The organism is Pusillimonas sp. DMV24BSW_D (assembly GCF_011388195.1).
GTDB classification, from domain to species: Bacteria; Pseudomonadota; Gammaproteobacteria; order Burkholderiales; family Burkholderiaceae_B; genus Neopusillimonas; species Neopusillimonas aestuarii.
In genome coordinates this window covers 2,585,046-2,598,731 of sequence record NZ_CP049990.1, presented here as the reverse complement: position 1 = coordinate 2,598,731, position 13,686 = coordinate 2,585,046, and the positions used below count along the sequence as shown (strand labels likewise).

Genomic DNA, 13,686 nt, shown 5'->3' with positions numbered 1-13,686 from the left:
GCGGAAAAATGATGAAAAAATTTATTGCGTTATTAGGTTTTCTTGCGTTGGCCGGTTGTGCCGCGGATAACAAGGGTTTTTCCTTCGATGTCATTGAGGATCCGCTTTATTTGCGTGCCGAGCGCAAGCTTGAGCAGGATTTTGTCCAAATTCAGCGCGCCGTTTTTAAGCATCAGGCTGCGTGCAACGCCGAGGTTCAGTTCTCGCGCGACGAGCTGTATCCGGCCAACGCCCGGGTAACAAAGCCGTTTCGGCCCGGCGCAACGAACAGCAGTGAAATGGTGGTGTTGTCGCTGGCCAGAATGACCAGCGGGCTCACCCGTGGTCGTGTTTATAGTTATTACGCCACCACTAATAATCAGGTTCAGGAAATGTTCGATATCGTGTTGAATCCCGAAAAGTGTCCTGTTTCTGAATAGTGTTTCGTTGTCTCGAGTTAATAGCTAAATAAGCACAATGTCGTATTGTTCTTGTGAATAAGCGGCTTCAACCTCCAAAGAAACAGGCTTGCCGATAAAGTCGCCCAGCATGGCCAAGTGAGCGCTTTCCTCTTCAAGAAACAGGTCAACCACCGCCTGCGAAGCCAGAACCCGAAATTCTTTTGGATTGAACTGTCGGGATTCTCGCAGAATTTCTCGCAAAATTTCATAACACAGCGTGCGGGGCGTACGAACATGCCCCCTGGATTGGCAGGTTGGACACGGCTCACACAATTGATGTGCTAATGAGTCGCGCGTGCGCTTGCGTGTCATTTCAACCAAACCTAATTGGCTGAAGCTGCTGACCGTCATACGCGTGCGGTCTTTGCTTAGCGCTTTGTTGAGCTCAGCCAACACCGATGCGCGGTGTTCGGAGTCATCCATATCAATAAAGTCGATAATGATAATGCCACCCAAATTGCGCAAGCGTAATTGCCGCGCAATGGCAACGGCCGCTTCAAGGTTGGTTTTGAAAATCGTGTCATCGAAGTTGCGCCCTCCGACGTAGCCGCCGGTATTAACGTCTACTGTTGTCAGTGCCTCTGTTTGGTCGATGATCAGATAGCCTCCAGATTTGAGGTCTACGCGTCGCGACAAGGCTTTCTCTATTTCTTCGTCAACATTAGCAGTATCGAAAAGTGGGCGCTCGCCGCTGTAGTGCGAAATGCGTTCCTTTACGGATGGGGTAAAAGTGTCTGCCCATTCATTCAAACGCTGCGCCGTAGCGCGTGAATCAACCAAAATGGAGCCGGTTTCGGGGCTTACCATGTCTCGGAGCACACGCTGTTCCAGTGTTAGGTCGGCATAAAGCAAGGATGGAGCCGGTAAAGATTTTGCTTTGGTGGTGATTCGGGTCCACAGCACCCGCAAGTAGGATAAATCGGCGGCTAATTCGTCATCGTTTGCTCCTTCGGCCTGCGTGCGTACGATGAAACCACCTTTTTCGTCGTCGGGCATTAACTGTACAACGCGTTCGCGCAGTGCCAGACGATCTTCTTCCCCTTCAATTTTTTGGGAAATGCCAACATGAGGCTCATGAGGCAAGTACACCAACATCCGCCCGGCAATACTGATTTGCGTAGATAACCTGGCCCCTTTGGTGCCCAAGGGGTCTTTAATGACCTGAACCATGAGGGATTGCCCCTCGAAAAGCAGTTTTTCGATAGGGGTCAGGGTCCCGCCGGCATTTCGTTCTGCGCGATTCTGGCGCAAATCAGCTACGTGAATGAAAGCGGCTCGTTCCAGCCCGATATCGACAAATGCGCTTTGCATTCCGGGTAATACACGAACCACTTTCCCCAGGTACAGGTTGCCCACGTGTCCACGCTGAATGCTGCGCTCGATATGCAGCTCTTGAACAGCGCCTTGCTCCACGATGGCCACCCGGGTTTCAAAAGGGGTAACGTTAATGAGTATGTCTTCAGCCATTTTCAGCCAGTGTGATTATTTTTGGGGAATGCGTTCAGTATGCCATGATCGGCGCACGTCGCAAGAAGAGAAGCTTCTCTATTGCCTGACGAAGCGTCGGCCAGTTTTATTTAATGTGGCACGCATTTTTTTTTTGCGTATAGCCAATTTAAATGGCATTTCGTTTGCAACTAAATGACAGTCATGCTACAGTTCGGTTCCCTTTGGAGACGGCCTCGGGATAACCCTTAATTTAAGGGGATATTTAAGAGGGTGATTTAAAAGGGACAGTCATTAATCAGGCGTGTATTTTGCGGAGCAAGATGCGGGTGTGGTTGATGGGCTGGGCGGGGCTCTGAGGCGGGGTGTTGGGTCAAGAGTGGTTGGAAATAAATTTCTGTCTTCTCATTTGACACTTCTTAAAAACTGCTTCATAATCTCGTTTCTTCGCTGCTTGAACAGCGCTTCACACGGCAAGTTAGGTGTTTTTAACTTGGTTGTGGGGCGGTTGGGTTGGGTTAGCGAAACTGCTCTTTAACAACGAAACAACCGATAAGTGTGGGCACTTAAGCTACGTTGCTAAGTAGTGGCGCATCAGGGTTAAATGCCTGAGCCAAAGCAAGTAGTAAGAAGTGCTCGCAAGTGATGAAGTAAGAAGTCAAGGCGGTAGATGCTGGATTTTATCTGGTGTTTACTTTTAAGCCTGTCTTTTTTCTTTTGAGTGAGTACGCGACGTATGACCTGGTCTTTTTGAAGGACAGGAAATATGGCAATTAACAGGAATTAAACTGAAGAGTTTGATCCTGGCTCAGATTGAACGCTAGCGGGATGCTTTACACATGCAAGTCGAACGGCAGCGCGAGGTAAGCTTGCTTACTTTGGCGGCGAGTGGCGAACGGGTGAGTAATGTATCGGAACGTACCCAGTAGCGGGGGATAACTACGCGAAAGCGTGGCTAATACCGCATACGCCCTACGGGGGAAAGGGGGGGATCGCAAGACCTCTCACTATTGGAGCGGCCGATATCGGATTAGCTAGTTGGTGAGGTAAAGGCTCACCAAGGCTGCGATCCGTAGCTGGTTTGAGAGGACGACCAGCCACACTGGGACTGAGACACGGCCCAGACTCCTACGGGAGGCAGCAGTGGGGAATTTTGGACAATGGGGGCAACCCTGATCCAGCCATCCCGCGTGTGCGATGAAGGCCTTCGGGTTGTAAAGCACTTTTGGCAGGGAAGAAAGGGCGCTGGTTAATACCTGGCGTTGATGACGGTACCTGCAGAATAAGCACCGGCTAACTACGTGCCAGCAGCCGCGGTAATACGTAGGGTGCAAGCGTTAATCGGAATTACTGGGCGTAAAGGGTGCGTCGGCGGTTTGGCAAGAAAGGTGTGAAATCCCAGGGCTTAACCTTGGAACTGCACTTTTAACTGCCAGGCTAGAGTACGTCAGAGGGGGGTAGAATTCCACGTGTAGCAGTGAAATGCGTAGAGATGTGGAGGAATACCGATGGCGAAGGCAGCCCCCTGGGATGATACTGACGCTCAGGCACGAAAGCGTGGGGAGCAAACAGGATTAGATACCCTGGTAGTCCACGCCCTAAACGATGTCAACTAGCTGTTGGGGCCGTTAGGCTTTAGTAGCGCAGCTAACGCGTGAAGTTGACCGCCTGGGGAGTACGGTCGCAAGATTAAAACTCAAAGGAATTGACGGGGACCCGCACAAGCGGTGGATGATGTGGATTAATTCGATGCAACGCGAAAAACCTTACCTACCCTTGACATGTCTGGAAGGCCGAAGAGATTTGGCTGTGCTCGCAAGAGAACCGGAACACAGGTGCTGCATGGCTGTCGTCAGCTCGTGTCGTGAGATGTTGGGTTAAGTCCCGCAACGAGCGCAACCCTTGTCATTAGTTGCTACGAAAGGGCACTCTAGTGAGACTGCCGGTGACAAACCGGAGGAAGGTGGGGATGACGTCAAGTCCTCATGGCCCTTATGGGTAGGGCTTCACACGTCATACAATGGTCGGGACAGAGGGTTGCCAACCCGCGAGGGGGAGCCAATCTCAGAAACCCGATCGTAGTCCGGATTGCAGGCTGCAACTCGCCTGCATGAAGTCGGAATCGCTAGTAATCGCGGATCAGCATGTCGCGGTGAATACGTTCCCGGGTCTTGTACACACCGCCCGTCACACCATGGGAGTGGGTTTCACCAGAAGTAGGTAGCCTAACCGTAAGGGGGGCGCTTACCACGGTGGGATTCATGACTGGGGTGAAGTCGTAACAAGGTAGCCGTATCGGAAGGTGCGGCTGGATCACCTCCTTTAAGAGAAGTGCTTGGGGTTTGGTCTTGGTGGGCTGTTATTTGGTGGTAGTTTGAGTGTTCACGCTTATCGGTTGTTTTAGAGTTAGGGCAGATACAAGGGCTTGGGTCAGTAGCTCAGTCGGTTAGAGCACCGTCTTGATAAGGCGGGGGTCGTTGGTTCGATTCCAACTTGACCCACCACGTGCTTTACGGGGGGGATTAGCTCAGCTGGGAGAGCACCTGCTTTGCAAGCAGGGGGTCGTCGGTTCGATCCCGTCATCCTCCACCAACGAAGCTGTGGTTGTGCAGGTAGTGGTTGTGAAGGTAGTGGTTGTGTTCAGTGAACAGGGTCTTGGGTGAAGTTAAGGAGATTTAGCTTAATTCATCAGGATGTTGTGCACTGGTCATAGCGATATGGCTAGGTAGTATAAGTAGTACCCGTAGTATTTGTTCTTTAACAATGAGGAAGAAGCAACAATGACAAGTAGCTGTAAGTGGGCTGCGTGTTCTGGGGTGTATGTTTTACATATATTCGCCAGGGACAGGCAGACTGATTATAGATACGGGTTGTGATTGCATTGCAAATAAGTTCTGACTCAAGAGCGGAGTTGATTGGGCGACGTTATTCTTAGGGATGATGTGGTTTGATTGATTCAGTCTTTTGGAAGTGATGAACGGCATGAACACGTAAACTCAAGTTAGGAACCTATAGCCTTTGTGGTTATAGGATCAAGTGACTAAGTGCACATGGTGGATGCCTTGGCGATTACAGGCGAAGAAGGACGTGGTAGCCTGCGAAAAGCGGCGGGGAGCTGGCAAACGAGCTTTGATCCGCTGATGTCCGAATGGGGAAACCCACTGCGCGAGCAGTATCCTGCACTGAATACATAGGTGCAGAGAAGCGAACCGAGTGAACTGAAACATCTAAGTAGCTCGAGGAAAAGAAATCAACCGAGATTCCGGCAGTAGCGGCGAGCGAGCCCGGAGCAGCCTTGACGATTTAGCATTGCATATAGCCGAACGCTCTGGAAAGGGCGACCGTAGCGGGTGATAGTCCCGTAGGCGAAATGTGCGGTGTGGAACTAGGCGTCAGACAAGTAGGGCGGGACACGTGAAATCCTGTCTGAAGATGGGGGGACCATCCTCCAAGGCTAAATACTCGTAATCGACCGATAGTGAACCAGTACCGTGAGGGAAAGGCGAAAAGAACCCCGGAAGGGGAGTGAAATAGATCCTGAAACCGTGTGCATACAAACAGTAGGAGCCTCTTTATGGGGTGACTGCGTACCTTTTGTATAATGGGTCAGCGACTTACATTCAGTGGCAAGCTTAACCGAATAGGGAAGGCGTAGCGAAAGCGAGTCCGAACAGGGCGTTTGAGTCGCTGGGTGTAGACCCGAAACCAGGCGATCTATCCATGGTCAGGTTGAAGGCACGGTAACACGTGCTGGAGGACCGAACCCACTAATGTTGAAAAATTAGGGGATGAACTGTGGATAGGGGTGAAAGGCTAAACAAGCCTGGAAATAGCTGGTTCTCTCCGAAAACTATTTAGGTAGTGCCTCGCGTATTGCTGCTGGGGGTAGAGCACTGTTATGGCTAGGGGGTCATGGCGATTTACCAAACCATGGCAAACTCCGAATACCAGCAAGTATGAGCGCGGGAGACAGAGCACCGGGTGCTAACGTCCGGACTCAAGAGGGAAACAACCCAGACCGCCAGCTAAGGTCCCCAAAATTGGCTAAGTGGGAAACGAAGTGGGAAGGCGAAGACAGTCAGGAGGTTGGCTTAGAAGCAGCCATCCTTTAAAGAAAGCGTAATAGCTCACTGATCGAGTCGTCCTGCGCGGAAGATGTAACGGGGCTAAGCCAGTTACCGAAGCTGCGGGTGTGTATCGTAAGATATACGCGGTAGGAGAGCGTTCTGTAAGCCTGTGAAGGTGGCTTGTAAAGGCTGCTGGAGGTATCAGAAGTGCGAATGCTGACATGAGTAGCGATAAAGGGGGTGAAAAGCCCCCTCGCCGTAAGTCCAAGGTTTCCTGCGCAACGTTCATCGGCGCAGGGTGAGTCGGCCCCTAAGGCGAGGCAGAGATGCGTAGCTGATGGGAAGCTGGTTAATATTCCAGCACCGTCGTACAGTGCGATGGGGGGACGGATTGCGAAAGGTCATCGGGGTGTTGGAAGTCCCCGTTGCTGCACTATAGAAGGCGCTTTAGGCAAATCCGGGCGCGAAATTCAAGGGTGTGGCTGGATAAGACTACGGTCTTAAACTGATTGGAAGTGGTCCCAAGAAAAGCCTCTAAGCTCTAGCTGTACGAGACCGTACCGCAAACCGACACAGGTGGACGGGATGAATATTCCAAGGCGCTTGAGAGAACTCAGGAGAAGGAACTCGGCAAATTGATACCGTAACTTCGGGAGAAGGTATACCCTGGTAGTGTGAAGCGCCTGCGCGCTGAGCATGACGGGGTCGCAGAGAATCGGTGGCTGCGACTGTTTATTAAAAACACAGCACTCTGCTAACACGAAAGTGGACGTATAGGGTGTGACGCCTGCCCGGTGCCGGAAGGTTAAGTGATGGGGTGCAAGCTCTTGATCGAAGCCCCGGTAAACGGCGGCCGTAACTATAACGGTCCTAAGGTAGCGAAATTCCTTGTCGGGTAAGTTCCGACCTGCACGAATGGCGTAACGATGGCCACACTGTCTCCTCCTGAGACTCAGCGAAGTTGAAGTGTTTGTGATGATGCAATCTACCCGCGGCTAGACGGAAAGACCCCATGAACCTTTACTGTAGCTTTGCATTGAACTGTGAACCGGCTTGTGTAGGATAGGTGGGAGGCGCAGAAGAGTGGTCGCTAGACTGCTTGGAGCCGACCTTGAAATACCACCCTGGTCTGTTTGCGGTTCTAACCTTGGCCCGTTATCCGGGTTGGGGACAGTGCATGGTGGGCAGTTTGACTGGGGCGGTCTCCTCCCAAAGCGTAACGGAGGAGTTCGAAGGTACGCTAGGCACGGTCGGAAATCGTGCTGATAGTGCAATGGCATAAGCGTGCTTGACTGTGAGACTGACACGTCGAACAGGTGCGAAAGCAGGACATAGTGATCCGGTGGTTCTGAATGGAAGGGCCATCGCTCAACGGATAAAAGGTACTCTGGGGATAACAGGCTGATACCGCCCAAGAGTTCATATCGACGGCGGTGTTTGGCACCTCGATGTCGGCTCATCTCATCCTGGGGCTGTAGCCGGTCCCAAGGGTATGGCTGTTCGCCATTTAAAGAGGTACGTGAGCTGGGTTTAAAACGTCGTGAGACAGTTTGGTCCCTATCTGCCGTGGGCGTTGGATACTTGACGGAGCCTGCTCCTAGTACGAGAGGACCGGAGTGGACGTACCGCTGGTGTATCGGTTGTCATGCCAATGGCATTGCCGAGTAGCTAAGTACGGAAGAGATAACCGCTGAAGGCATCTAAGCGGGAAACTCGTCTGAAGATAAGGTATCCCGGGGGCTTGACCCCCCTGAAGGGTCGTTCGAGACCAGGACGTTGATAGGCTGGGTGTGTAAGCGCAGTAATGTGTTTAGCTAACCAGTACTAATTGCCCGTGCGGCTTGATCCTATAACCATGCAGGTTATGCATACAAGGTTTAGGTGTTAAGCATGCCGCTAAATGACATAAAGTCAAAAATCAATGGTCAAAACCAACGCAACGCACACAACCAAATAATCAAACCCGCAACAGCATACAAAGCACGGTTGCTTCTGACCTCATTGGCGCTTCAAGGCCAAAACCCTTGAAGCGCAACCCTTTACGCTTGACGACCATAGCAAGGTGGTCCCACGCCTTCCCATCCCGAACAGGACCGTGAAACGCCTTTGCGCCGATGATAGTGGATGTACATCTGTGAAAGTAGGTCATCGTCAGGCTCTTATACCAAAACGCCCCAACATCAAACATGTTGGGGCGTTTTACTTTGTTAGGACGAAAAAACGGTAATTAAGCTAGAGCATGAATCATTTCCGAGCTGTATTTTACGAATTGCGCAAACGTGGGTGTAATAGTGGACTCGGCGCCAGACCAATTGGTAATGAAGCAGAAGTTGACAGTACGTGTTCCGGGAATAACCATTTGGCCTGCGATAGTAAAGCAGTTGAAATCGTTCCAGACAATACTTCCCCCCTTGCCATAACCCATAATGCCGTCGGGCATTAAGGAGGGAATGGCATTGGCCATGGCCGATATACGTTTGAACTCTTTCAAGGTGCTTTCATCTTTAAACAGCTTGCCGGAAAGAACATAGTCGTACCACGCGCGCATTTCCTCCGCGGTGCTCATCATGGTTTGATCGGGATTAATAGGATCGCGAATGGGGCCGAATGACTCGCCTTTCTCCATGGCTTGCATGCCTTCCCACCCCATATCTTTGCCAGAAGGGGCGCCATTCAGATACGAAAATAAAACACGGGTGGAGTCGGGTATTTGGGTGTGATGCAATCCTAGCTTTTTTATTAGTTCCCGTACCCGTGCCGGGCCAACTTGCTTAATGGCCATATCGGTCGACGTATTGTCGCTGTGGGCGATCATCATTTCGAGCACGTTACGCGCGGGGATGGTGCCCTGCACGTCGACCAGTACATCGCCGCCGGGCGACCAGACTGCCGGGCCAACTTGAAGCCGCTCATTTTCGTCGAGTTTTCCAGTTTCCACATCTAGCAGATACTGTCCCAAAATATATGTTTTAACCGCGCTCCCCACGAATAGCGGCTTGGTACCCAGATGGTCGAACCTGTAGGTGCTGTCGGAGTCATGGACGGTGACGCTAACCGCTGACTGTCCAGGGTTAATTTGTGTAAAACTTTCCAGGGCCCGGCGAAATTCGTCATTGTTTTTGGGATCGCTTGTTGTATGTGCTTTGGCCGTCGTGGCGTGAAGAACAACTGGGGCTGACAGGCTGCCCGCCAGAATTTTTAATGCGCTTCTGCGTTTCATAAAGGTCTCCTCTGGAAAGGTTAAGTGCTGCGTATATGCTTAAACGGCTTGTGATTCGTTCATTTTTTTCAGGAGTTGTCCGGTTTCGTAAATGGGTAAACCGACAACACCACTGTAGCTGCCGTTGATATGTTCTATGAACCACGACGCTTTACCCTGTATGCCATATGCACCAGCTTTGCCCCATGGTTCGTTGGTTTTGCAGTATGTTTCTATATCTTGCCGATCAAGATGGGCAAACCTCACGGCAGTAGTACTCAGAATTTCGATGCGTTGTTCGTTGAACGCCAGCGTGACGGCGGTATAAACCTGATGGGTATGGCCGGAAAGTTGTGTGAGCATGCATTTGGCTTCTTCGTATGTGCTCGGTTTACCCAGAATAATGTCCTCCAGCGCAACCGTGGTGTCTGCCGTTAGAACGGGTAAAACAGGTAAAGATTGATGTTTTATCCAGGCTAGGGCGCGATCTGATTTTTCTGATGCCGTACGCATGACATACTGCTTTGGGGATTCTCCTGGAAGACGCGGCTCGTCTTCGCCCGGCGGTGGCGGGACAATGAGAACACGATGCTGGATACCCATTTGATTGAGTATTTTATGTCTCCTGGGACTGGCGGAGGCAAGATAAATTTCACGTTCAGTCATACTATTCGGCGCATACAATGCGTAGTGTGTTGGTTCCGCCGTCTTGATTCGTGTCGCCGCGGGTGATAATGGCCCATTCACCTTTATTCAACTGTCCGCTTTCAACCAGCGCTTCAACAGCAGACGCGCTGACTTGTTCGCGATCCATGCTGCGCGTGTCGAAAGGTAGAGCGTACACGCCCCTGAACAGGGCAACGCGACGTTCTGTAGCGGGATGCGATGTGTAGCAATAAATCGGTACGCCGGACCGAATTCGAGACATGATCAACGGAGTATGACCACTTTCGGTAAGACTCACAATGGCTTTAATTCCGTGAAAATGGTTAGCCGCATACATGGCTGACAATGCAATGGTTTCATCACAACGAGTAAACGTCTCACCAAGCCGATGTTGGGATTTCGTTGTGCCCGGCTCTTGTTCAGCACCCAGGCATACACGTGCCATGGCTTTCACGGCTTCAACCGGATAGCGTCCCGAGGCTGATTCCGCCGATAGCATGACAGCATCGGTGTAGTCGAGTACGGCATTGGCCACATCGGATACCTCCGCACGCGTGGGTAATGGGCTGCTTACCATTGACTCCATCATTTGCGTGGCGGTAATAACAAGTTTGTTGTAAGTGCGGGCGTGCAGGATAATTCGCTTCTGTATGCCCGCAAGACGGGCATCGCCTACTTCAACCCCCAGGTCGCCACGGGCCACCATAACACCGTCGCTGGCCATGATCAGCTCATCGAGTGCGTTGTCATCGATCACCGCTTCCGCGCGTTCAATTTTCGCGATAATCCAGGCCTTACTGCCTGCCGCCTCCAGTAAATGCCGCGCCTCTTCAATATCGCTGCCCTGGCGTGGAAACGATACGGCGACATAATCAAGCTCAAGTTCGGCAATAGTTTGGATATCGGCTTTGTCCTTCTCGGTGAGGCTGGGCGCCGAGATTCCGCCGCCCCGGCGATTAATGCCTTTATTGTTGGACAGTGGCCCGCCTTGAGTTACCGTAGTGTGTACGGCGTGGTCGTCCACTTGATTCACTTCAAGGACAACGCGGCCGTCGTCCAGCAGAAGTTCGTCACCAGGTTTGCAATCGTGAATCAGTGTGGGGTAGTCGATACCGACAATTTTTTCATTGCCGTCCTCGAGCGGATGTTTGTTCGATAAGGTAAACGGCTGGCCGGCAACCAGTTCAATCTGCCCGTTGCTGAAGCGCGCAATACGAATTTTGGGGCCTTGAAGGTCACCCATGATTGCGACACATCTTTTATGTTGGGCCGCAAGGGCCCGAACGGTTTGCGCCCGTTCACGATGGTCGTTGACGGTGCCGTGGGAAAAATTCAGCCGGGCTACGTCCATGCCCGCCAGAATCAGTTTTTCAATGATTTCCGGGCTTGAGCTTGCCGGCCCCAGGGTGGCGACAATTTTCGTGCGGCGTTTTTGCATGAAGACAACCCCATAATGACTGATGTAAATCAGGCCCGGTGATACGGGTGGTTGGTGTTGATGGCCCAGGCGCGATACAGTTGCTCGGCCAACACCACCCTGACCATCGGGTGTGGCAACGTTAAAGAAGAGAGCCGCATAAGACTATCACAACGTTGTTTCAAGTTCGGGTTCAGGCCGTCGGGTCCGCCAATAAGAAAAGCGACATCACGGCCGCTGCCGCGCCATTTCTCGAGTTCAACAGCAAGTTTGGCGGTGGTGATGTCGCGCCCGTTTTCATCCAGCGCAATAGATAGTGCGTTAGCTGGAAGAGCGGCGTGAATACGGTCGGCTTCGGCTTGCATTAGTTGTGCCGGAGATTTTCCGCTCGTGCGCGACTCGGGTTTAATTTCTTTTAGTTCTAAACTGCAGTCGGGAGGAAGTCGCTTTGCGTAGTCATGCCAAGCGTCGGTAACCCATTGTGGCATGCGTGTACCTACCGCAATTACCCAAAGCTTCATGTGTCAGGCAACTCATCATCGTACACCGGGGTGCCGGCTGGTGTGGATTGTGGCAAGAGTTTTACCCGCACAGGTTTGCCACCCCAAATTTCTTCCAGGTTGTAGTAGCGTCGAATTTCCGGCTGCATGCAATGAACGACAATATCCCCTATGTCGAGCAGAACCCATTCTCCGGTATCCTGCCCCTCATAGGCAACAATGGGAATTTTGTGCTCACGAGCCGCGTCGGCCACGCTGGCAGCCAAGGCGCGAGTTTGGCGGTTTGAGGTACCGGTTGCCAGTACCACGCGATCAAACATCGTGGTGATTTCTGTGGTGTTGAAGACTTGAATGTCTTGGGCCTTGACGTCTTCAAGGGCGTCAATGACAAGGCGTTGCAATTTCTGAATGTTCATGTAAAAGGGGTCAGGTTGCCCGCGCACGAGTGCGGTTAGGCTTGGTAAAGGTGATGTTCCCGGATGTAGTCGAGAACGTTCTGGTCAAGCATGTCGTTAACCGATTGTCCGTCCGCGAGCAGATCACGAATTTCGGTTGCGGCAATAGGCATAGGTTCAAAAGGAAGCGATATAAGCGGTTTTTTTAACGTTTCAAGCATCTTGATTAGCGGCTCGGGAGGAACAGGTTCTGTTCCTGGGCGATTGGCGACAACCAAATGGACGTACGCGAGAATATCTTCCCATCGATGCCAGGTACAAAAGTTCTGTAATTGGTCGGTTCCCAGGATCCAAAAATATTGGGCGGTTTTGGGCAAGCCTTCCAATGTATCGATAGTGTAGGTTTTGCCGCCGCGATCGACCTCAACCGTATTTAAGTTTAGAAACGGATACGACGCAATGGCCAGATCCAGCATTTTCAAGCGGTGTCGGCGGCTTGCTTTTAAGGCTGGGCGTTGCCAGGGGTCGGCAGCGGGAATCAGTTGTACTTCGTCGAGCTCAAGATGCTTTCTGGCTGTTTCGGCCAGTGCAATGTGAGCGCGGTGTACAGGGTCAAAGCTACCGCCGAGAAGTCCTATTTTTTTTAAATCCATTCGCGTGGTATTAAAAATTCTGCCAGTTTCGCTTCCGGAGTGCCGGGCTCGGGAGACCAGTTGTATCGCCATGTCGCCAACGGGGGCATCGATAGCAAAATAGATTCGGTCCTTCCCCCTGACTGTAAACCAAATAGGGTGCCGCGGTCGAATACCAGGTTAAATTCAACGTAACGCCCGCGTCGATAGGCTTGAAAATCGCGTTCTTGTCCGCCGTACGCAATGTGTCGTCGTTTTTCGACAATGGGCATATAAGCATCGAGAAAGCAGTTTCCTACAGATTGAACCAGGGCAAAACTGTTTTCGAATCCATTTTCGCTTAGATCGTCGAAGAAAATACCGCCAATCCCTCGAGTTTCGTTTCGATGCTTTAGATAAAAATATTGGTCGCACCAGGTTTTGTAGGCTGGATATTTGTCGGGGCCGAAAGGCGCCAGCGCCTTCGCGCAGACCTGATGAAAATGCCTGGCGTCTTCTTCAAAAGGGTAGTAGGGCGTGAGGTCGAGTCCGCCACCAAACCAGAAAACGTCATCTTCTTCGCTATTATCGGGTGCGCGTGCCACGAATACGCGTACGTTCATATGGGTAGTGGGGATATAGGGATTGCGAGGGTGCAATACCAATGAAACACCCATGGCTTCCCAGGCACGCCCAGCCAGCTCGGGGCGATGAGCGCTGGCTGACGGGGGCAAGGTTTTACCTTGCACATGACTGAACAAAACCCCTGCGCGTTCCAGTAGCTTGCCGTTTTCAACCAGTCGAGAGATGCCGCCGCCGCCTTCTTCACGTTTCCAATGGTCGGTTTGGAAAGTATCGCCGCCGGTGTCTTCAAGGCGCTTCACAATACGCGATTGCAGGTCGAGAAAATAATCGTAAGCGGAGGAAATAGGTACAGCCATGTTG

The 13,686-nt window shown here is 51.7% G+C and carries 9 protein-coding genes, 2 tRNA genes and 3 rRNA genes; 6 read left to right on the top strand and 8 right to left on the bottom strand.

What is annotated here, in order from left to right; genetic code table 11:
• Positions 1 to 8: 8 nt before the first annotated feature.
• Complete coding sequence (locus G9Q38_RS12575; protein ID WP_166131550.1) at positions 9 to 419, top strand: hypothetical protein; 411 nt, start codon at positions 9 to 11, stop codon at positions 417 to 419.
• A gap of 24 nt (positions 420 to 443) precedes the next feature.
• Here the strand turns inward: G9Q38_RS12575 and rng are convergent, their stop codons facing one another.
• Positions 444 to 1,907: a ribonuclease G gene (gene rng, locus G9Q38_RS12570; protein WP_166131545.1), complete on the bottom strand. Its 1,464-nt coding sequence runs from the start codon at positions 1,905 to 1,907 to the stop codon at positions 444 to 446.
• A 764-nt stretch (positions 1,908 to 2,671) separates the two neighbouring features.
• On the opposite strand from rng, the gene G9Q38_RS12565 reads away from it, so the two are divergent.
• From G9Q38_RS12565 to rrf, 5 genes are all read left to right on the top strand, one after another.
• Positions 2,672 to 4,210: ribosomal RNA gene (locus tag G9Q38_RS12565) — 16S ribosomal RNA — on the top strand.
• Positions 4,211 to 4,313: 103 nt separating this feature from the next.
• Positions 4,314 to 4,390 (top strand) — tRNA-Ile (locus G9Q38_RS12560).
• 12 nt (positions 4,391 to 4,402) lie between these two features.
• Positions 4,403 to 4,478: transfer RNA gene (locus tag G9Q38_RS12555), tRNA-Ala, on the top strand.
• Positions 4,479 to 4,916: 438 nt separating this feature from the next.
• Positions 4,917 to 7,802 (top strand): 23S ribosomal RNA (locus tag G9Q38_RS12550).
• A 195-nt stretch (positions 7,803 to 7,997) separates the two neighbouring features.
• Positions 7,998 to 8,110: ribosomal RNA gene (gene rrf, locus G9Q38_RS12545) — 5S ribosomal RNA — on the top strand.
• Together the 16S, 23S and 5S rRNA genes with 2 tRNA genes alongside form the textbook arrangement of a ribosomal RNA operon.
• Positions 8,111 to 8,180: 70 nt before the next feature.
• Here the strand turns inward: rrf and G9Q38_RS12540 are convergent.
• From G9Q38_RS12540 to hemF, 7 genes are read right to left on the bottom strand one after another with little or no spacing between them, the layout of a single operon-like run.
• On the bottom strand, positions 8,181 to 9,173 hold the full coding sequence (locus tag G9Q38_RS12540) for a serine hydrolase (RefSeq protein WP_166131542.1): 993 nt from the start codon (positions 9,171 to 9,173) through the stop codon (positions 8,181 to 8,183).
• Between the two features lie 39 nt (positions 9,174 to 9,212).
• Positions 9,213 to 9,818, bottom strand: coding sequence for a Maf family protein (locus tag G9Q38_RS12535; protein ID WP_166131539.1), 606 nt, complete (start codon positions 9,816 to 9,818; stop codon positions 9,213 to 9,215).
• A gap of 1 nt (position 9,819) precedes the next feature.
• Positions 9,820 to 11,256: a pyruvate kinase gene (gene pyk / locus G9Q38_RS12530; protein WP_166131536.1), complete on the bottom strand. Its 1,437-nt coding sequence runs from the start codon at positions 11,254 to 11,256 to the stop codon at positions 9,820 to 9,822.
• Positions 11,257 to 11,285: 29 nt separating this feature from the next.
• On the bottom strand, positions 11,286 to 11,756 hold the full coding sequence (rlmH, locus tag G9Q38_RS12525; RefSeq protein WP_166131533.1) for a 23S rRNA (pseudouridine(1915)-N(3))-methyltransferase RlmH: 471 nt from the start codon (positions 11,754 to 11,756) through the stop codon (positions 11,286 to 11,288).
• Complete coding sequence (gene rsfS / locus G9Q38_RS12520; protein ID WP_166131530.1) at positions 11,753 to 12,151, bottom strand: ribosome silencing factor; 399 nt, start codon at positions 12,149 to 12,151, stop codon at positions 11,753 to 11,755. The genes rlmH and rsfS overlap by 4 nt, the downstream gene beginning before the upstream one ends.
• A 35-nt stretch (positions 12,152 to 12,186) precedes the next feature.
• A complete protein-coding gene (gene nadD / locus G9Q38_RS12515; protein ID WP_166131527.1) occupies positions 12,187 to 12,783 on the bottom strand; it encodes a nicotinate (nicotinamide) nucleotide adenylyltransferase in 597 nt (198 codons plus the stop codon).
• Positions 12,774 to 13,682, bottom strand: coding sequence for an oxygen-dependent coproporphyrinogen oxidase (hemF, locus tag G9Q38_RS12510; protein ID WP_166131524.1), 909 nt, complete (start codon positions 13,680 to 13,682; stop codon positions 12,774 to 12,776). Before hemF ends, nadD begins: the two co-directional genes overlap by 10 nt.
• Positions 13,683 to 13,686 lie beyond the last annotated feature (4 nt).

Excerpts from the sequence above, each read along its gene's own strand:
- G9Q38_RS12575 (WP_166131550.1), top strand. The coding sequence starts at position 9 with ATGATGAAAAAATTTATTGCGTTATTAGGTTTTCTTGCGTTGGCCGGT.
- rng (WP_166131545.1), bottom strand. The coding sequence starts at position 1,907 with ATGGCTGAAGACATACTCATTAACGTTACCCCTTTTGAAACCCGGGTG.
- G9Q38_RS12540 (WP_166131542.1), bottom strand. The coding sequence starts at position 9,173 with ATGAAACGCAGAAGCGCATTAAAAATTCTGGCGGGCAGCCTGTCAGCC.
- G9Q38_RS12535 (WP_166131539.1), bottom strand. The coding sequence starts at position 9,818 with ATGACTGAACGTGAAATTTATCTTGCCTCCGCCAGTCCCAGGAGACAT.
- pyk (WP_166131536.1), bottom strand. The coding sequence starts at position 11,256 with ATGCAAAAACGCCGCACGAAAATTGTCGCCACCCTGGGGCCGGCAAGC.
- rlmH (WP_166131533.1), bottom strand. The coding sequence starts at position 11,756 with ATGAAGCTTTGGGTAATTGCGGTAGGTACACGCATGCCACAATGGGTT.
- rsfS (WP_166131530.1), bottom strand. The coding sequence starts at position 12,151 with ATGAACATTCAGAAATTGCAACGCCTTGTCATTGACGCCCTTGAAGAC.
- nadD (WP_166131527.1), bottom strand. The coding sequence starts at position 12,783 with ATGGATTTAAAAAAAATAGGACTTCTCGGCGGTAGCTTTGACCCTGTA.
- hemF (WP_166131524.1), bottom strand. The coding sequence starts at position 13,682 with ATGGCTGTACCTATTTCCTCCGCTTACGATTATTTTCTCGACCTGCAA.